Source organism: Mesorhizobium sp. M0778 (genome assembly GCF_040320105.1).
Classification (GTDB): Bacteria; Pseudomonadota; Alphaproteobacteria; order Rhizobiales; family Rhizobiaceae; genus Mesorhizobium.
In genome coordinates this window covers 145,455-164,818 of the sequence record NZ_JAMYPA010000010.1, presented here as the reverse complement: position 1 = coordinate 164,818, position 19,364 = coordinate 145,455, and the positions used below count along the sequence as shown (strand labels likewise).

Here is a 19,364-nt window from a genome sequence, read left to right as displayed (position 1 = left end):
TTTTTCGTGCTCTTTGATCGCGGCTCGATGAGGCGCTACGGAGGCGAAGATGAATAGCAACGAATTCCGCGAATGGTCGCTGCGAGCGGCTGAATGGGGCGCCGACTACAGAAACAGCCTTCGCGAAAGACCGGTGCGGCCGCTTGTCGAGCCGGGCGAAATCTTCAAAAGCATCGATGTCGCGCCGCCGGAAGACGGCGAAACGATGCAGGCAATCTTTGCCGATTTCGAGCAAAAGATCCTGCCGGGCATGACGCACTGGCAGCATCCGCGTTTCTTCGCCTATTTTCCGGCCAATGCGGCACCGGCCTCCGTCGTGGCCGAGTATCTGGTTTCCGCGATGGCTGCGCAATGCATGCTCTGGCAGACCTCGCCGGCAGCAACCGAGCTCGAGATGCGGGTCGTCGACTGGATGCGGCAGGCGCTTGGTCTGCCGGAGGGATTTTCCGGCGTCATGCAGGATTCGGCTTCATCGGCGACGCTTGCCGCCGTGCTGACCATGCGCGAGCGCGCGCTCGACTGGCAAGGCAACAAGAGCGGCCTGCAAGGCCAGCCGATCGTGCGGGTCTATTCTTCCGACCAAGTCCATACTTCCATAGACCGGGCGATCTGGGTGTCGGGCATCGGCGAGGCGAACCTCGTGCGCATTCCGGTCGCCGGACGCTTTCGCGCCATGCAGACGGCGGCTCTGGAAGCGGCGATCGTCACCGACCGCGAAAACGGCATGCTGCCGGCCGGCATCATCGCCAGCGTCGGCGGCACCAGTACCGGCGGCACCGACGATGTCGCGGCTGTTGGCGCGGTGGCGAAGCGGCACGGGCTCTACCTGCATGTCGATGCCGCATGGGCCGGCTCCGCCATGATCTGCCCCGAGTTCCGGCATTTCTGGGCCGGCGCCGAACATGCGGATTCGATCGTCTTCAATCCGCACAAATGGCTGGGCGCACAGTTCGATTGCTCGATGCAGTTTGTTCGCCAGCCGGAAGACCTCGTGCGTACGCTGGCGATCAAGCCCGAATTCCTGAGAACACATGGCCGCGACGGGGTCATCAATTATTCCGAATGGTCGGTGCCGCTCGGACGGAGGTTCCGCGCGCTGAAACTTTGGTTCCTGCTGCGTGCACATGGCTTGGAAAATCTGCGAACCATGATCCGCAATCATGTCGCCTGGAGCGAGAGCCTTGCCGCGCGGCTGGCTCGGGAACCGGATTTCGAGATCGTAACGGAGCCGATGCTGTCGCTGCTCTCGTTCCGGCATCTTACGGCTGCGGGCATCGACTCTGACGAGCACAATTTGCGGTTGGTCAGCGCGATCAACGATGACGGCCGCATCTACGTGACGCAGACTCGGGTGGACGGGCAGGTGGCGATCCGCTTTCAGGTCGGGCAGTTCGAAACGACTGCGGCGGACGTCGATACTGCTTTCGAGGTCATCACTGAGATCGCCCGGGGCCTGAGTTGATAGCCTCGTCGAGATTGCGCCGGAGCTTTTCTCTCTGCAGTCGCCCGATTTTCATTAGCCGGCTCATACCTGTTCATGGCTTTCGTTTTCAGCTATAGACGAGAAAAACGAAAATGAGAGGTTGCTAGATGTATCTGTCGCCGCGTCATTCCGAAATCATCCAGATGGCCAAAGATCATGGCCGCGTACTGGTCGAGGAGTTGGCGACGCATTTCAACGTGACGCCGCAGACGATCCGCAAGGATCTCAACGATCTCTGCGACCAGCGGCTTTTGTCCCGCATCCATGGCGGGGCATTGTTCCCGTCCGGCATCGAGAACATGGAATATGAGGCCCGGCGTAAGATCGCCGCCGAGGAGAAGGAGGCGATCGGCCGCGCGGCAGCCCGGCTGATCCCTGACAACGCCTCTCTGTTCATCAATATCGGGACCACGACGGAAGCGGTCAGCAAGTCGCTGCTCGATCATATTGGCCTGATGGTCATCACCAATAACATCAATGTTGCCAACAGAATGCGCATATATCCTTCGATCGAGGTGGTGATCGCCGGCGGTGTCGTGCGCGGTTCCGACGGCGGCGTGGTCGGCGAGGCAGCGGTCGATTTCATCAGGCAGTTCAAGGTCGATTTTGCGGTGATCGGCGCCTCGGCCATCGACCATGACGGCGCACTGCTCGACTTCGATTTTCGCGAGGTGAAGGTGGCTCAGGCGATCATCGCCAACGCGCGGCATGTGATCCTGGTGTCGGACCAGACCAAATTCGAGCGCACCGCGCCCGTCCGCATCGGCCATCTGTCGCAGGTCAACACCTTCATCACCGATCGTTGCGACATCCCGTCGGTGCGCAAGATCTGCCAGGAGGCAGAGGTTCAGCTGATCGAAACGTCGCTCTCCTAGAGATGCCGCTGCGGCATCTGCCGCCGATCATATTTCGTTTGACATTCGTTATCATTTCGAAATAATCCCGCCACGGTTTCGCAAAACTCAAAAATGCTGCAATGCGAAATCGAGGGAGGACTTCTTTGGGCGCATCACCGATCCATGACATTTTCGTCATCGGTGGCGGCATCAATGGCTGCGGCATTGCCCGCGATGCCGTTGGGCGTGGCTTTTCGGTCTTCCTTGCCGAGATGAACGATCTGGCCAGCGGAACCTCTTCCGGCTCGACCAAACTGATCCATGGCGGCTTGCGCTATCTCGAATTCTACGAATTCCGCCTGGTGCGCGAAGCGCTGATGGAACGCGAGATCCTGTGGAGGAACGCGCCGCATATCATCTGGCCGATGCGCTTCGTGCTGCCATACGCCAAGGGGCTGCGTCCGGCCTGGCTGATCCGGCTCGGGCTTTTTCTCTACGACCATATTGGCGGGCGCAAATTGCTGCCGCCGACGAAAACGCTGGACATGGCCAAGGATCCGGCCGGCAAGCCGCTGAAGCCGCTTTTTCGAAAGGCGTTCGAATATTCCGACGGTTGGGTCAACGATGCCCGGCTGGTTGTGTTGAACGCCCGTGACGCTGCCGAGCGCGGTGCAACCGTTCGAACCCGAACAAGGGTCGTCAGCGCACGCCGCGAAGGCAATCTCTGGACGGTCAGGCTTGAAAACGTGCGGACCGGCGATACCGAGGAGGTCAAGGCGCGGCTGCTGGTCAATGCCGCCGGCCCGTGGGTCGATCAGGTGCTTTCAGCCACCGTCGGCTTGAACGACGTGCACAATGTCCGCCTCGTGCAAGGCAGCCACATCGTCGTTGGCAAGAAATTCGACGACCCACGCGCCTATTTCTTTCAGAACAAGGACGGGCGCATCATTTTCGCCATCCCATACGAAGACGAGTTCACGCTCATCGGCACCACCGACCGGGACTATCCCGGCGATCCGCACGACGTCAGGATCAGTGATGCCGAGATCGACTATCTCTGCGCTGCGGCAAGCGAATATTTCGCGCAGCCGGTCAATCCGTCGGATATCGTCTGGACCTATTCCGCGGTGCGCCCGCTCTACGACGATGGCGCCTCAAAGGCGCAGGAAGCCACCCGCGACTATGTGCTGAAGGCCGATGGAGGCGAGGGTGCCGCCCCGATCGTCAACGCCTTTGGCGGCAAGATCACGACCTACCGCCGATTGTCGGAATCGATGCTCGAGAAGATCGAGGGTTTTCTCGGCAAGCGCGGCAAACCATGGACGGCAAACGCGCCGCTGCCCGGCGGTGACTTTCCCGTCACCGGCTTCGATGCCGAGGTGGCGAAACTGAAAACGGCGTACCCGTTCCTCGACGCGCGGCTGGCCCGCCGGTTGACTCGGCTCTACGGCACCCGCGCAAGGAAGCTGCTGGGCCTCGCCAAGTCGAACGTCGATCTTGGCCGCAACTTCGGCGCCGATCTCTACGAAGCCGAGGTGCGCTACCTCGTCGAAAACGAATGGGCGATGACCGCCGAGGATGTATTGTGGCGCCGGACCAAGCGCGGCCTGCGTCTCAGCCGTGAGCAGGCGGCAGTGCTCGACGAGTTCATGCGCGGAATAAGCCGGCAGCACGTAGCGGCTGCCGAATAGGGACGGCCGACTGATGCAGAAAGCCTGGGAGGAGGCATCATGCTTGAACTGAGAAACGTGACGAAGACGGTGGGTGCGGCGGAACATATCCGCGACGTCTCGCTGACGCTTCAGCACGGCTCGCTCAACGTCCTGCTCGGGCCGACGCTCTCCGGCAAGACCAGCCTGATGCGGCTGATGGCGGGCCTCGACGTGCCGACCTCCGGCTCGGTCTGGTTCGATGGCAAGGATGTCACCGGCATGCCTGTGCAAAAGCGCAACGTCGCCATGGTCTACCAGCAATTCATCAACTATCCGGCGATGACGGTCTACGAAAACATCGCCTCACCGCTGCGGGTGGCCGGCACGGATCAGGCAACGATCGACAGGGAGGTGCGCAATGCCGCCGCCCTTCTCAAACTCACGCCCTATCTCGATCGCACGCCTCTCAGTCTGTCGGGCGGCCAGCAGCAGCGCACCGCGCTGGCCCGCGCCATCGTCAAGAATGCCAGCCTCGTGCTGCTCGACGAGCCGCTCGCCAACCTAGACTACAAGCTGCGCGAAGAATTACGCGCGGAACTGCCGAAGATATTCGCGGCCGCCGGCACAATCTTCGTTTATGCCACGACCGAGCCGCACGAGGCCTTGCTGCTCGGCGGCAACACGGCGACGCTTTCCGAAGGCAGCATCACCCAGTTCGGGCCGACCATCGAAGTGTTCCGCAAGCCGGTCGATCTGGTGACGGCGAGAACCTTCGCCGATCCGCCGCTCAACACCATCGTGCTTGCCAAGAAGGGCCTGGATTTCCTGCTCGAGGGCGGCGTGAAATTGCCGGTGCCGGCCGAACTCTTCGGCATTGCCGATGCGATCTATACGATCGGCTTCCAGCCTCATCATCTTTCCCTCGATCGGCCCGACGCCGCCGCGGTGCCGGTGCGCGCAAAGGTGACGATCACCGAGATCACGGGATCGGAAAGCTTCATCCATCTCGATTTTGCCGATGCGCGCTGGGTCATGCTGACCCACGGCATTCGCGACTTCGAGCCGGACGAGGAGGTCGAGGTGTTCATCGACCCGCGCCACATCATGGTCTTCGACGAGCACGGCCGCGCCGTGGCCGCGCCGAAGCTGGCGGCTTAGGAGGAAGCGATGGCGCGCATCGATGTCAATCATATCCGCCACTCTTATCTGCAGAACCCCCGCACGGATGCCGATTTCGCGCTGAAGGAAGTGCACCACACGTTCGAGGATGGCGGCGCCTATGCGCTGCTAGGCCCGTCCGGCTGCGGCAAGACTACGCTGCTCAACATCATTTCGGGATTGCTGCATCCCTCGCACGGCCAGTTGCTGTTCAACGGCAGGGACGTGACCAATCTGTCGACCCAAGAGCGCAACATTGCCCAGGTCTTCCAGTTCCCGGTGATCTACGACACGATGACCGTCTACGACAATCTGGCGTTCCCGCTGCGCAATCGCGGCGTGCCGGAGGCCGACGTCGACCGCAAGGTGCGCGAGACGCTGGAGATGACCGGGCTGGCCGATATGGCCAAACGAAAGGCGCGCGGACTGACCGCCGATCAGAAGCAGAAAATCTCGCTCGGACGCGGGCTGGTGCGCTCCGACGTCAATGCCATCCTGTTCGACGAGCCTTTGACCGTCATCGACCCGCATATGAAATGGGTGCTGCGCTCGCAGTTGAAGCAGCTTCACCGCCGCTTCGGCTACACCATGGTCTATGTCACGCACGACCAGACTGAGGCGTTGACCTTCGCCGACAGGGTGGTCGTCATGTATGACGGCGAAATCGTGCAGATCGGCACACCGGCGGAGCTGTTCGAGCGCCCGCGCCACACCTTTGTCGGCTATTTCATCGGCTCGCCCGGCATGAATGTCATGCCGGTGGCGATCGACGGCAAGACCGCGAAGCTGGGCTCGCAGCAGATCGAACTGCCGGGCGTGCCCAAGGCGGGCGGCGGCGCCATCGAGCTCGGCATCCGTCCCGAATATGTGCGCCTGGGCAGCCAGGGCATGGCCGTCCGGGTCAGCAAGGTCGAGGACGTCGGCCGCCACAAGGTGGTCCGTGCCAATCTCGAAGGGCGCGAGATCGCCGCCATCATCGGCGAGGACGAGACAGTTCCGGCTGATCCGAAGGTGCGGTTCGACCCGGCCGGCATCAACATCTATGCCGATTCCTGGCGCGTCGAGATGGGAGCCTGAAGTGGAAAAGACCTGGAACAACAGAGCCTGGTTCCTGGTGCTGCCGGTGCTGCTGCTGGTGGCGTTCTCGGCGGTCATACCGCTGATGACGGTTGTCAATTATTCGGTGCAGGACACTTTCGGCAACAACGTCTTCTTCTGGGCCGGCACCGAGTGGTTCGAGGAACTGCTTTCCTCCAGCCGCTTCTGGCAGGCGATGATCCGCAACCTTGTCTTCTCCTTCATCATCCTGGCGATCGAAGTGCCGCTCGGCATCTTCATTGCGCTCAATATGCCGAAGAAGGGTTGGGGCGTGCCGGTCTGCCTGGTGCTGATGGCGCTGCCGCTGCTGATTCCATGGAACGTCGTCGGCACCATCTGGCAGGTGTTCGGTCGCAACGACATCGGCCTGTTCGGCTACTACGTCAATGCGCTCGGCATCGACTACAACTTTGTGCAAGATCCCTACGACGCCTGGGTCACCGTCATCATTATGGACGTCTGGCATTGGACCAGCCTTGTGGTGCTGCTCTGCTATGCCGGCCTGGTCTCGATCCCGGATGCCTTCTACCAGGCTGCCAAGATCGACGGTGCCTCGCGCTGGGCGGTGTTCCGCTATATCCAGTTGCCGAAGATGAACCGGGTGCTGCTGATTGCAGTGCTGTTGCGCTTCATGGACAGCTTCATGATCTATACCGAGCCGTTCGTGGTGACCGGCGGCGGACCCGGCAACTCGACGACGTTCCTGTCCATCGACCTCGTCAAGACGGCGCTTGGCCAGTTCGATCTCGGCCCGGCGGCGGCGATGTCGCTGGTCTACTTCCTCATCGTCCTGTTGTTGTCATGGGTATTCTACACCGTGATGACCAATTACGACGCGGAGCGCTGAAATGAGCCGCACCGAAGAGAGAGCCGACAGAGTGAGCGAGACGACAGCTTCGGAAGGGCTCGTCAGCACACTGCGGCAGGACGAGATCGCACGGCTGATGCGCCGTCGCGGCGAGGAGTCGCGCTGGTGGTGGATCGTGCCGACGCTCTACATCATCGTCCTGCTTTTGCCGATCTACTGGCTCATCAATATGAGCTTCAAGACCAATGGCGAGATCGTCTCGTCGCTGACGCTCTACCCGCACGCGCCGACATTGGCGAATTACCGCACCATTTTCACTGACGCGTCCTGGTATTCGGGCTACATCAACTCGATCACCTATGTGGTTATGAACATGGTGATTTCGGTGGCCGCAGCACTGCCTGCTGCCTATGCTTTTTCGCGCTATCGCTTCCTCGGCGACAAGCATCTGTTCTTCTGGCTGCTGACCAACCGCATGGCGCCGCCGGCGGTGTTCGCGCTGCCATTCTTCCAGCTTTATTCGGCCTTCGGCCTTATCGACACCCATATCGCCGTGGCTCTGGCGCATTGCCTGTTCAACGTGCCGCTGGCGGTGTGGATCCTCGAAGGCTTCATGTCGGGGGTGCCGAAGGAGATCGATGAGACCGCCTATATCGACGGCTATTCGTTCCCGCGCTTCTTCATCAAGATCTTCATGCCGCTGATTGCGAGCGGCATCGGCGTGGCGTGCTTCTTCTGCTTCATGTTCTCGTGGGTCGAGCTGCTGATCGCCCGCACGCTGACGACCACGGACGCCAAGCCGATCGCCGCGACCATGACCCGCACCGTTTCGGCCGCCGGCATGGATTGGGGGCTGCTCGCCGCAGCCGGCGTGCTGACGCTGATTCCCGGCGCGCTCGTCATCTGGTTTGTGCGCAACTACATCGCCAAGGGCTTTGCCCTGGGGAGGGTATGATGGAGCAGGTCGACAGAAGCCCATGGTGGTGGGCCGTGCTGTTTCTCGCCCTGGTCGTCGTGGCCTGGGTGGCCCTTCAAATCGATTTCGTGGCAATAACGGTAGGCTTCAGCGATCCGGCCAATATCCGCCTGTGGGGATTTAACCTCTCGTCCAACCTCGATTTTTCGTGGATGGCCTGGACGTGGCCGACCGCGGCCTTCTTTGGAACCATCTTTCTGCTGCTTTGCGGCATGGCGGTGTGGGAATACGTCTCGCCGGGCGGCAATCCGCGCGTCGGCGTGCTGCGCTTCGAAACGACGCGCGGCGACCGCTTGTTCCTGTCGCTGCTTGGCAGTGCCTTTATCCATCTCGCTTGGCTGGGTCTAGTCGGACCCAATCTGTGGTGGGCTCTCGCTCTCTCCGTGGTCTACGCCGTCGGCGTGTTCCGCTACGTATAGAGGGGGAAACTGTTGGAACGGCGGCGTGCCGGCCGCCGATCCAGATCGCACTTTGAACTTAACAGTGGAGGAAATACATGCGACGGCAATTCTTGACATCAACAACTGCGCTTGTCCTGTTGCTCGGGGCAAGCAACGCCTATGCCGGAATGGACGAGGCCAAGGCCTTCCTGGACAAGGAAATCGGCGACCTGTCGACGCTCGACCGCGCCGGCCAGGAAGCCGAAATGCAATGGTTCATCGATGCCGCGAAACCTTTCGCCGGCATGGATATCAAGGTGGTTTCCGAAACCATCGCCACGCATCAGTATGAATCGCAGGTGCTGGCGCCGGCCTTTACAGCCATCACCGGCATCAAGGTTACGCACGACGTCACCCAGGAAGGCGACGTTGTCGAGAAGATCCAGACCCAGATGCAGACCGGCCAGAACCTCTATGACGGCTGGGTCAACGATTCCGATCTGATCGGCACGCACTGGCGCTACCAGCAGGTGCGCAACCTGACCGACTGGATGGCAGGCGACGGCAAGGATGTCACCAATCCGAATCTCGATCTGAAGGATTTCATCGGCACCTCGTTCACCACCGCGCCCGACAAGAAACTCTACCAGCTTCCTGACCAGCAGTTCGCGAACCTCTACTGGTTCCGTTACGACTGGTTCAACGACGAGAAGAACAAGGCGGACTTCAAGGCCAAATACGGCTACGACCTCGGCGTGCCGGTGAATTGGTCGGCCTATGAGGACATTGCAGCGTTCTTCACCGGGCGTGAGATCGACGGCAAGAAGGTCTACGGCCATATGGACTATGGCAAGAAGGACCCGTCGCTCGGCTGGCGGTTCACCGACGCCTGGCTGTCGATGGCCGGCAATGGCGACAAGGGCATTCCGAACGGTCTGCCCGTCGACGAATGGGGCATCAAGGTCGACGAGAATTCGCGTCCGGTCGGTTCCTGCACGGCGCGCGGCGGCGACACCAATGGTCCGGCTTCCGTCTACTCCATCCAGAAGTATCTCGATTGGCTGAAGGCCTATGCACCGGCGGAAGCCCAAGGCATGACCTTCTCCGAATCGGGGCCAGTTCCGGCGCAGGGCGCGGTTGCCCAGCAGATCTTCTGGTACACCGCCTTCACCGCCAGCATGGTCGACGCCAGCGCCAAGGCCGTGCTGAACGACGACGGCACGCCGAAGTGGCGCATGGCGCCGTCGCCGCATGGCGTCTACTGGAAGGACGGCATGAAGCTCGGCTATCAGGACGTCGGTTCCTGGACGCTGATGAAGTCGACGCCGACCGACCGCGCCAAGGCCGCCTGGCTCTACGCGCAGTTCGTCACCTCGAAGACGGTCGACGTGAAGAAGAGCCATGTCGGCCTGACCTTCATCCGCGAGAGCACGATCCACGACAAGAGCTTCACCGAACGTGCGCCAAAGCTCGGCGGCTTGATCGAGTTCTACCGCTCGCCGGCGCGCGTCCAGTGGTCGCCGACCGGCACCAACGTGCCGGACTATCCGAAGCTGGCACAGCTCTGGTGGCAGGCGATCGGCGATGCTTCGTCGGGCGCCAAGAGCCCGCAGGAAGCGATGGACTCGCTCTGCGCCGAGCAGGAAAAGGTGATGAGCCGCATCGAGAAGTCGGGCGTCCAGGGCGATATTGGCCCGAAGATGGCCGAAGAGCATGACCTCGCCTACTGGAACGCCGACGCGGTCAAGAAGGGCAATCTCGCTCCTCAGCTCAAGATCGAGAACGAGAAGGAAAAGCCGGTCACCATCAACTACGACGAGCTGGTGAAGAGCTGGCAGCAATAGGACCGTTTGATGCGGGCGTCCGCGCCCGCATCGCCATGCTCAGGGGAGGCGGCATGTTGCCGTCTCCCCTGTTTGCGTGAACGGCTCCGCGCCGTCTGGCGTCGAGACACCGTAGCACCTTTGAATTCGCTTCGACGGGAGAGAGAATGACCGGATACATCCTTGCAATCGACCAGGGGACGACATCGAGCCGGGCGATCCTGTTCGCCGACAAGATGAAGGTCGTCGGCAGCGGGCAAAAGGAATTCACTCAATATTATCCGGCCTCCGGCTGGGTCGAGCACGATCCCGAGGAGATATGGGCAAGCGTCGTGGAAACGGTGAAGGCCGCGCTGAAGACAGCTGGCCGCAACGCAGCCGAAGTCGCCGCGATCGGCATTACCAACCAGCGCGAAACCGTCGTCATCTGGGACAAAGAGACCGGCAAGCCGATCCACAACGCGATTGTCTGGCAGGACCGCCGCACCGCGCCGCTATGCCAGAAACTGAAGAAGCTGGGGCTGGAGAAGAAATTCACAAAAAAGACCGGCCTGCTACTCGATCCCTATTTCTCCGGCACCAAGATCGCCTGGATGCTGGACAAGGTGAAGGGCGCCAGAAAACGCGCCGAGAAGGGCGAACTGCTGGCCGGCACCATCGACAGTTTTCTGATTTGGCGCCTGACTGGCGGCAAGGTCCACGCCACTGACGCCACCAATGCCTCGCGCACACTGGTCTACAACATCGAACAAAATGCCTGGGACGACGAGCTGCTGGCCATTCTTGGCATACCTGCAAGAATGCTGCCGCAGGTGAAAGATTGTGCCGATGATTTTGGAATCACAGACAAAAGCCTGTTTGGTGCAGAGATCAGAATCCTCGGTGTGGCCGGCGACCAGCATGCGGCGGCGATCGGCCAGGCCTGTTTCGATCCGGGCATGATGAAATCCACCTACGGCACCGGTTGCTTCGCGCTGCTCAACACCGGCAGCGATCTGGTGCGTTCGAAGAACCGGCTTTTGACCACCATCGCCTATAGGCTGAACGGCAAGACCACCTATGCACTGGAGGGCTCGATCTTTATCGCCGGCGCCGCCGTACAATGGCTGCGCGACGGCATCAAGGTGATCGGCAAGGCCGAGCAGAGCGGCAAATTGGCGGCGGAAGCCGATCCAACGCAGAACGTCTATCTGGTGCCGGCTTTCGTCGGGCTCGGCGCACCGCACTGGGATGCCGAGGCGCGCGGCGCCATCTTCGGGCTGACCCGCAATTCGGGGCCGGCGGAATTTGCCCGCGCGGCACTGGAATCCGTTGCCTTCCAGACCCGCGACCTGCTTGACGCCATGCGAAAGGACTGGAAGGGCGCCTCGGCCAAGACCGTGCTCAGGGTCGATGGCGGCATGGTGGCGTCGGACTGGACCATGCAGCGGCTGGCCGACATTCTCGATGCGCCGGTCGACCGGCCGACAATTCTCGAGACGACGGCGCTTGGTGCGGCTTGGCTGGCCGGCTCGAAGGCGGGTGTCTGGCCGAAGGCCGCGGAATTCGCCAGGAGTTGGGCGCTCGAGCGCCGGTTCAAGCCGGACATGGATGCTTCGACACGTGCCGCCAAGCTGGCAGGTTGGCGCCACGCTGTACGCAGGACGCTCAGTACTCAATAGGCAGGGATGCCACCGGATACGCACTAATGAAACACCCGCGCCGTTTCGGGCGCGGGCCTGCAGCCTCTAATCTAATGCATGTCGCGCAAACAGCGGTTTTGCGATAGCGCGTCGCATGAGGCCGATCGAACGCGACGCGCTTTAGGACTCAGTAAGGCGACCGGCACTGCCGGCGCGGACCGTAGTTGGGCTGGTAAGTGTTGTCAGAAGCGCGATAGCTCCGATAACGGTCGTAGCACCACTGCACGTGGGCATCGCCACGATAGACACGATTCTGGCTGTTGACGATGGCGCCCGTAATCAGCGCTCCGGTGGCGAAGGCGGCCAGCGGGAACCAGTAGTCACCGTGACGGCGATAGCCGCGACGATATTCGCGATAGCCGCGATGGCCACGCCAATACATGCCATCGTCACGCGCAAAACTGCGCCGGGAGAAATCGCGACGCGAGAAATCGCGGTTGAAACTCCGGTGCCTCCGCCACGGCTCGTACTGGACGGTCTGGACATTCGAGGTGATCCCCTGGGCCGGGGGCGCATAGCTGGGCTGAGCGTTGACTGGCACGATCTCCGCGGCAGCGAATGAGATCGAAAGAGTGGTCGCCAGCAGGCCCGACATGATCCTATTCATGGTCTTCTCCTTGAAACGCATGTCCCTTATCGCGGGAAACGGGCAGGCTGCGCAAATTGTTCCGCCAAAAATCCCAAGTTGCTGATCCGCAAAGGTTCTCCCGATTTGCTGCTTGCCTTTGTCGCCATAGAGCGCGAGCTTCGGCCTTGTGCGAGAGGGAGGCAGTCCGTCAACGCCGAAGCGCTCCGCAAGGCATGATGACACTGCTGGAAAGCCCGGTGTGCGAGCCGTCTTTTTCCGGTTGACCGGCAGAGGCACTCTCCCTATGTTCCGCGCAATTTCGAGGGCGGCCTTTCTGAGCCCGCGGGAGCGCGTAGCTCAGCCGGTAGAGCAACTGACTTTTAATCAGTAGGTCATGGGTTCGAATCCCATCGCGCTCACCAAAATCCAGAGGTGTACGGCCCGGAGACATGGGTAACAGTTTGTACCTAAGAAATGGGTGACAACCTCGTGCCGAACGCATGCGGTGGCCTTAACCACCCGCCCCATCGTCCATCATCGTGCCGGTGAGCGCCTCATAGGCTCTGCTGCACAGCTGCGAATGCGGACAATCCTTCACGATAAGCGCCGGCACCCCCGTGAGAACCGCTGCGGCAAGGATTTGCGGGCAAAGACCGACGGCGCTTACCTTTCTGCCGAACACGCCGGCCAGGAAAAAGTAGAGACCCTGGGCCATGCAGGCTGCCGTCAAAATGCCCAGAAGCGTGCTCGTCCCTCTTGCGAAGGGCGTTGTATAGCTGTCGGGAAAACCCAGCGTGCCGAGATCCATCGACCATTGCAGCGCCAGCACGACGCTCAATGCCGCCCAAACGAAGGCCGTCTTACGAGTGAACAGCGTCCGCTTTGGTTTGTTGCTTAGATCGGTCATGAAATCACGTCTGAATGCGCGCCGGGACATGCGCAAGCTCCCGGTCAAATCAGCGAGACACTACCGCCGGCATGGCGTTCGAGCCGGCCGGCGAGGTCGAGCTCCAGCAGCACCATGAACACTTGGGCGGGATGCAGGCCGGTGTGGCGGATGATCTCGTCGACTGCTACCGGCGTCGGGCCGAGTGCCTCGACGACGCGGTCGCGGTCATCCTCGCGCGGCGGCGGCGTTGCCGAAAAGTCGGGCGGCTCTTCAAGCGGCGATGTTCTTGGCGCCCAGGCGCCGACCAGCGGCGCGATCGCACTGGTGACATCGGCGGCCTCGGTGACAAGGGTGGCGCCGTCCTTGAGCAGGCCATTGGTGCCGGCGGCGCGCGGATCGAGCGGCGAACCGGGAACGGCGAAGACCAGTCGGCCCATCTCACCGGCAAGCCGGGCGCTGATCAGCGAGCCGGAGCGCTGTGCGGCCTCGACCACCACCAATCCCAATGCGGCGCCAGCAACAAGCCGGTTGCGGCGCGGAAAATCCTGCGCGCGCGGCTGCCAGCCAAATGGCATTTCCGAGACGATGGCGCCACCGCGCTCGGCAATCTCGTCGCACAGCCCGGCATTTTCGGGCGGGTAGGGCAAATCGAGGCCGCCGGCGAGCACACCGATCGTGCCGGTCGAAAGGCTGCCCTGGTGCGCGGCCGTATCGATGCCGCGCGCCAAGCCGGAGACGATGCCATAGCCGTCGCGGCCGAGATCCGCCGCCAGCATCCGCGCCATCTTGATGCCGGCCAGCGAGGCGTTGCGAGCGCCGACGATGGCGACCGCGGGCAAGCGGAAAACCGCACTACTGCCCCTGACCGCGAGCAACGGCGGCGGATGGTCCATGCTCTTCATCAGCGGCGGATAATCCGCCTCGCCGATGCCGACGAAGCGGGCGCCCGCCCGCCTGGCTGCCTCCAGCTCGGCCTCGGCCTCGGCAATGGACGGAATGCGGACGATTTTTTTGGCGCCACCCGAAATCATCAGCTCCGGCAGCATCGCAAGCGCTGCTTCGGCCGAACCGAACCGGTTGATCAGGTCGCGAAAGGAAGCCGGGCCGACATTCGGCGTGCGGATCAGGCGAAGCCAGCTCAGCCGCTGCCGGTCGCTGAGGCGCGGCCCGGCGGCGGGCTCGCTCACTCCTTTGCCCCGATCTTACCCTCGGTGCCGGCAAGCAGCCGCGCAATGTTGGCGCGATGTTTCAGGATGACGATCAGGCTCATCGCCGCGAAAAGCCCGGCAATCTGCGGCGTGCTCAGGAAGTACAAGGCCACTGGCACGACGACCGCTGCCGTCAATGCCGCCAGCGAGGAGTAGCGGAACAGGAAAGCCACCGCGAGCCAGACAACGGCGAAGATCACCGCCACCTGCCAGGCAAGGCCGATCAGCACGCCGAGGTAGGTGGCGACACCCTTGCCGCCCTTGAAGCCGAGCCAGACCGGAAAGAGGTGGCCTAGAAACGCACCGAAACCGGCCCAGAGTCCGAGCTCAGGTGCAAAGCGGCCGGCGATCAGCACAGCCGCGGTGCCTTTAAGGGCGTCGAGCAGCAGGGTGGCCGCCGCCAGACCCTTGTTGCCGGTGCGCAGCACATTGGTGGCGCCGATGTTGCCGGAGCCGATGTTGCGCACGTCGCCGAGGCCGGCGGCACGGGTGATCAGCAGCCCGAAGGGGATCGAGCCGAGAAGATAGCCGAACACCAATGCCAAGACGGGACTGTAAGCCATTGTTCCCCCGAAGTTTCCTTGGCTGAACGGATTTGAAGGCGTGACGCCTGTTCCGTCCTAGGCCGAAAACACTGTGCGGCCCGCCACCATCGTTTGCAAGACCTTGCCTTGCAGCCGCGCGCCTTCGAAACAGGTGTTTTTCGAGCGCGAGCGGATGCCGCTCTCGCTGACGATCCATGGCTCGTCCAGATCGACGAGTGCAAGGTCGGCCAAAGCCCCCGGTTTCAGCGTGCCGCCGGGCAGGCTGAACAATCTTGCCGGCGCGGTGGATAAGGTCTCGACCAGCCGGAGCAGCGTCACGTCGCCATTGTGATAGAGCCGCAGCGCCGCGCCCAGCAGCGTTTCCAGCCCGATGGCGCCGGCCGCAGCATCGGCGAAGGGCAGGCGCTTGGTGTCGACGTCCTGCGGGTCGTGCGAGGAGACGATGAGGTCGATGGTGCCGTCCTTGACCGCCTCGATCATCGCCAGCCGGTCTTCCTCGGCGCGCAGCGGCGGCGTCAGCCGGAAGAAGGTGCGGTACTCGCCGACATCATTCTCGTTGAGCGACAGATTGTGGATCGACACGCCTGCTGTGACGTTGGCGCCGTCGGCTTTTGCGCGCGCTACCGCGTCTGCCGCCATAGCCGTCGAGATCTTGGCAGCGTGATAGGAGCCGCCGGTCAGGCGAGCCAGCGCGAGATCGCGCTCCAGGGGGATTGATTCGGCCTCGCGAGGAATGCCGGCAAGGCCAAGCCAGCTTGCGTAAAGGCCTTCGTTCATCACGCCGGCCGAGGCGAGATCGGCGTCCTGGGTTTCATGCGCGATGACGCCGTCGAAATCGCGCGCGTAGGTCAGCGCGCGACGCATCACCAGCGCGCTGGCGATAGAATGCCGGCCGTCGGTGAAGGCGACCGCTCCAGCCTCGCGCAATAGGCCGAATTCGGTCATCTCGCGGCCTTCCAGCCCCTTGGTGATCGCTGCCGCCGGAAAGATGTTGACGATTGCCGTGTCCTTGGCGGTGCGCAGCACAAACTCGACCAGTGCGACATTGTCGATCACCGGGTCGGTATCGGGCATCATGACGATTGAGGTGACGCCGCCCGCCGCCGCAGCAATGCTCGCCGATGCGATGGTTTCGCGGTGTTCGCCGCCCGGTTCGCCGATGAAGACACGTGCATCGATCAGGCCGGGGATGATCGCCTTACCAGCGCACTCGATGATCGTGGCGTCTTCGGGCGCGCCCTGGTTCAAGGCCGCCTTGCCGGCGGCAACGATTTTGCGCCCTTCGACGATGACGGTGCCTATCTCGTCGATGCCGCGCGATGGGTCGACGATGCGGGCGCGGCTGAAGACCGTTGTGCTCATCAGGCAACCTCGCGATTGCGGCGAGGATCGAGCAGCGCTTCCATCACCGCCATGCGCACGGCGACGCCCATCTCAACCTGTTCCTGGATAACGCTTTGCGGGCCGTCGGCGATCTCGGAGGCGATCTCGACGCCGCGGTTCATCGGGCCGGGATGCATGACCAGCGCACCCTCCTTGGCCGCTTTCAGCTTCTCGGCGTCGAGCCCGAAATAGCGGAAATATTCACGCACCGAGGGTACGAAAGCGCCTTCCATGCGTTCGCGCTGCAGGCGCAACATCATCACCACGTCGGCGTCCTTCAGACCCTCGCCCATCGAGCGGGTGACGATGACGCCCATCTTCTCGATGCCGGCGGGCAAAAGCGTCGAAGGGGCGACGACCCGTACTTGGGCACCGAGTGCGTTGAGCAGAATGATATTGGAGCGGGCCACGCGCGAATGCAGGATGTCACCGCAGATCGCCACGATCAGCTTCGACAACGGACCCTTGGCGCGGCGGATGGTCAGCGCGTCGAGCAGCGCCTGCGTTGGATGTTCATGAGCGCCGTCGCCGGCATTGACCACCGAGCAGCCGACCTTTTGAGCAAGAAGTGCCGCCGCGCCCGCCGATTGGTGGCGGATGATCAATATGTCGGGGCGCATGGCGTTCAGCGTCATCGCGGTATCGATCAGCGTCTCGCCCTTCTTCACCGACGAGCTTGCCACCGACATGTTCATGACGTCGGCGCCGAGCCGTTTGCCGGCCAGCTCGAACGACGATTGCGTACGGGTCGAGGCTTCGTAGAAGAGATTGATCTGGGTGCGGCCGCGCAGCGTCGATGTCTTCTTGTCCGATTGCCGCGAGATGGCAACGGCCCGGTCCGCCCGGTCGAGCAGAAGCTCGATGTCGGCGGGGGAAAGATCGCGGATGCCTAGAAGATGGCGGTGGGGATAAAGTGGAAGGGACGATGCGTCAGTCATCTCAAGTCGCTGCTATAGGGGGGAGGCTCCGCGGCTGCAAGCACCGGCTTGGGATTGGATCGGTTCTCCCCGGTATTTTCGTCGCGCGCCGCCGGCCATAGGCTATAAACCGCGATGACTTTGGATTCGCAGACTTCAGGTGATAAGGACGAAGCGTGACCGACGACGTGACCAACCAGCCGCCGCCGCTGGCCGGCGGCAACGCCTGGCGGGGCGATCCGTTGCTGATCCAGCTTGCCGAGCGCTTTTCCGATCCGGTGCGCAAGGACCTCGACGGGCTTGGCCGTTTCGTTTTGACGCATGAGGCGCAGGAGCTGGCCCGTCTTGCCAATGTCGAGACGCCGAAGCTCAGGACCCATGATCGCCAGGGCCGGCGCATCGACCAGGTCGAGTTCCACCCCGCCTATCACGCGCTGATGCGCCGCTCGGTCGCCAACGGGCTGCATTCGTCGGTCTGGGAGAATGGCGACGCCGAGATCGGCCGCCGCCACCAGGTGCGCGCCGCGCGCTTTTACCTCACGGCTGAGCTCGAAACCGGGCATCTTTGCCCGATCACCATGACCAGCGCTTCGCTGGCAGCGCTGATGGCCAGCCCGAAACTGTTTCGCGAATGGGCGCCTCGGGTGACGACGCGCAAATACGATCAGGGCCAAAAGCCGCCGGTCGAAAAAGCCGGGCTGACGCTCGGCATGGGCATGACCGAGAAGCAAGGCGGTACCGATGTTCGTGCCAACGTCACCAAGGCCGAGCGCGCCGGCAGCGGTTTTTATCGCCTGACCGGCCACAAATGGTTCATGTCGGCGCCGATGTCGGATGCCTTCCTGGTGCTCGGACAGGCGCCGGAGGGACTGTCGTGCTTTCTGGTTCCCCGCTTGCTTGGCGACGGATCCGGCAACGGCTTCCGCTTTCAGCGGCTGAAGGACAAGCTCGGCAACCGCTCCAATGCGTCCTCCGAGGTGGAATTCGTCAATGCAATCGGCGAGATGGTTGGCGAGCCCGGCGCCGGCGTGAAGACGATCATGGACATGGTGACCCTGACGCGGCTCGACTGTGCCGTCGCCTCCTCGGCGATCATGCGGGCCGGACTGGCCGAGGCCGTCCACCACACGCGCCACCGCCAGGTGTTCGGAACCAATCTGATCGAGCAGCCGCTGATGCAGCGTGTGTTGGCCGACATGGCGCTCGACGTTGCCGCCGCTACCGCGCTGTCGTTCCGGCTGGCGCGCTCCTTCGACGAGGCGGCCGGCGACCGCGGCGAGGCGGCCTTCGCCCGCGCCATGACGCCGGTCGTCAAATACTGGGTCTGCAAGATTGCGCCGCCGCTGCTCTATGAGGCGATGGAATGCCTCGGCGGCAATGGCTATGTCGAGGAGGGGCCGCTCGCCCGCTACTATCGCGAAGCTCCGGTCAACGCGATCTGGGAGGGTTCAGGCAACGTCATGGCGCTCGACGTGTTGCGAGTGCTCGGCCGCGCGCCAGGCCTGTTCGATGACGTGCTGGCCGGCATCGACCGCGATCTCGGCGCTGGCGGACGCGGCACCGTCGGCGTGCTCAAGGCAGCAATGCAGGTCGCTGCAACCGACGAGGGCTCAGCGCGGCTGTTGACCGAGCAATTGGCATTGTCGGCGGCGGCGGCAGAGCTGCGCAGGCTGGGGGCAGGGCGGATCGCCGACGCCTTCGTCGAGACGCGCCTCGCCGGCCAGTGGCGCAACACCTATGGAATGCTCGATTCGCGCCACGATGCGCGGATGATCATCGACACGCTCTACCCGCCGATCAACTAGTGCCGTCGCCCGGGTCGTAGCCGCTTTTTTTCGCGCGCCCTGTGGATGATCGTTAACCTTAACAAATGGTTTCCATTGCGGCGGCCGGTGGCAAAGCCCAGTGTTATGGTTAAGGCAAGGACTGTTCGGCTGAGCGGTCTTTGTCCTGCGAAG

17 protein-coding genes and 1 tRNA gene are annotated in these 19,364 nt (G+C 62.6%); 12 read left to right on the top strand and 6 right to left on the bottom strand.

Features of this window, described 5'->3' with window-relative positions; translation table 11 throughout:
* Positions 1-49: 49 nt before the first annotated feature.
* The 10 genes from NKI22_RS16690 (at position 50) to glpK (ending at position 11,875) form a co-directional block, all read left to right on the top strand.
* The gene (locus tag NKI22_RS16690) at positions 50-1,462 is read left to right on the top strand and encodes a pyridoxal phosphate-dependent decarboxylase family protein (protein WP_352958604.1); all 1,413 of its coding nucleotides are present in this window, start codon (positions 50-52) and stop codon (positions 1,460-1,462) included.
* Positions 1,463-1,590: 128 nt separating this feature from the next.
* A complete protein-coding gene (locus tag NKI22_RS16685) occupies positions 1,591-2,358 on the top strand; it encodes a DeoR/GlpR family DNA-binding transcription regulator (protein WP_023717776.1) in 768 nt (255 codons plus the stop codon).
* A gap of 125 nt (positions 2,359-2,483) precedes the next feature.
* Positions 2,484-4,010 (top strand): glycerol-3-phosphate dehydrogenase, encoded by a 1,527-nt coding sequence (gene glpD, locus NKI22_RS16680; RefSeq protein WP_023717775.1) that lies wholly within the window; start codon positions 2,484-2,486, stop codon positions 4,008-4,010.
* A gap of 39 nt (positions 4,011-4,049) precedes the next feature.
* A complete protein-coding gene (locus tag NKI22_RS16675; RefSeq protein WP_352482266.1) occupies positions 4,050-5,129 on the top strand; it encodes an ABC transporter ATP-binding protein in 1,080 nt (359 codons plus the stop codon).
* A 9-nt stretch (positions 5,130-5,138) separates the two neighbouring features.
* Positions 5,139-6,206, top strand: coding sequence for an ABC transporter ATP-binding protein (locus tag NKI22_RS16670; RefSeq protein WP_023717773.1), 1,068 nt, complete (start codon positions 5,139-5,141; stop codon positions 6,204-6,206).
* A 1-nt stretch (position 6,207) separates the two neighbouring features.
* Complete coding sequence (locus tag NKI22_RS16665; protein ID WP_352958602.1) at positions 6,208-7,074, top strand: carbohydrate ABC transporter permease; 867 nt, start codon at positions 6,208-6,210, stop codon at positions 7,072-7,074.
* Between the two features lies 1 nt (position 7,075).
* Positions 7,076-7,990, top strand: a complete 915-nt coding sequence (locus tag NKI22_RS16660; protein ID WP_352642121.1) for a carbohydrate ABC transporter permease — start codon at positions 7,076-7,078, stop codon at positions 7,988-7,990.
* A gap of 173 nt (positions 7,991-8,163) precedes the next feature.
* Positions 8,164-8,430: a DUF2160 domain-containing protein gene (locus tag NKI22_RS16655; RefSeq protein WP_031193610.1), complete on the top strand. Its 267-nt coding sequence runs from the start codon at positions 8,164-8,166 to the stop codon at positions 8,428-8,430.
* Positions 8,431-8,507: 77 nt separating this feature from the next.
* Positions 8,508-10,235 carry an ABC transporter substrate-binding protein gene (locus NKI22_RS16650; protein WP_023717770.1) on the top strand — a complete coding sequence of 576 codons (1,728 nt, stop codon included), beginning with the start codon at positions 8,508-8,510 and terminating at the stop codon, positions 10,233-10,235.
* A gap of 146 nt (positions 10,236-10,381) precedes the next feature.
* Positions 10,382-11,875: a glycerol kinase GlpK gene (glpK, locus tag NKI22_RS16645; RefSeq protein ID WP_023717769.1), complete on the top strand. Its 1,494-nt coding sequence runs from the start codon at positions 10,382-10,384 to the stop codon at positions 11,873-11,875.
* A gap of 148 nt (positions 11,876-12,023) precedes the next feature.
* On the opposite strand, the gene NKI22_RS16640 is transcribed toward glpK, so the two are convergent.
* On the bottom strand, positions 12,024-12,503 hold the full coding sequence (locus tag NKI22_RS16640; RefSeq protein ID WP_023717768.1) for a BA14K family protein: 480 nt from the start codon (positions 12,501-12,503) through the stop codon (positions 12,024-12,026).
* A gap of 307 nt (positions 12,504-12,810) precedes the next feature.
* On the opposite strand from NKI22_RS16640, the gene NKI22_RS16635 reads away from it, so the two are divergent.
* Positions 12,811-12,886 (top strand) — tRNA-Lys (locus NKI22_RS16635).
* Between the two features lie 89 nt (positions 12,887-12,975).
* Here NKI22_RS16635 and NKI22_RS16630 read toward each other — a convergent pair.
* From NKI22_RS16630 to NKI22_RS16610, 5 genes are read right to left on the bottom strand one after another with little or no spacing between them, the layout of a single operon-like run.
* Positions 12,976-13,371, bottom strand: coding sequence for a hypothetical protein (locus tag NKI22_RS16630; protein WP_352817426.1), 396 nt, complete (start codon positions 13,369-13,371; stop codon positions 12,976-12,978).
* Positions 13,372-13,415: 44 nt separating this feature from the next.
* The gene (gene dprA, locus NKI22_RS16625; RefSeq protein WP_352817429.1) at positions 13,416-14,540 is read right to left on the bottom strand and encodes a DNA-processing protein DprA; all 1,125 of its coding nucleotides are present in this window, start codon (positions 14,538-14,540) and stop codon (positions 13,416-13,418) included.
* Complete coding sequence (gene plsY, locus NKI22_RS16620) at positions 14,537-15,124, bottom strand: glycerol-3-phosphate 1-O-acyltransferase PlsY (RefSeq protein WP_352587113.1); 588 nt, start codon at positions 15,122-15,124, stop codon at positions 14,537-14,539. Before plsY ends, dprA begins: the two co-directional genes overlap by 4 nt.
* 57 nt (positions 15,125-15,181) lie before the next feature.
* Positions 15,182-16,468: a dihydroorotase gene (locus NKI22_RS16615; protein WP_352716606.1), complete on the bottom strand. Its 1,287-nt coding sequence runs from the start codon at positions 16,466-16,468 to the stop codon at positions 15,182-15,184.
* Positions 16,468-17,427 carry an aspartate carbamoyltransferase catalytic subunit gene (locus NKI22_RS16610; RefSeq protein WP_352643323.1) on the bottom strand — a complete coding sequence of 320 codons (960 nt, stop codon included), beginning with the start codon at positions 17,425-17,427 and terminating at the stop codon, positions 16,468-16,470. The genes NKI22_RS16615 and NKI22_RS16610 overlap by 1 nt, the downstream gene beginning before the upstream one ends.
* 155 nt (positions 17,428-17,582) lie before the next feature.
* Here NKI22_RS16610 and NKI22_RS16605 point away from each other — a divergent pair, with 155 nt between their 5' ends.
* The gene (locus NKI22_RS16605) at positions 17,583-19,211 is read left to right on the top strand and encodes a DNA alkylation response protein (protein WP_023717762.1); all 1,629 of its coding nucleotides are present in this window, start codon (positions 17,583-17,585) and stop codon (positions 19,209-19,211) included.
* Positions 19,212-19,364 lie beyond the last annotated feature (153 nt).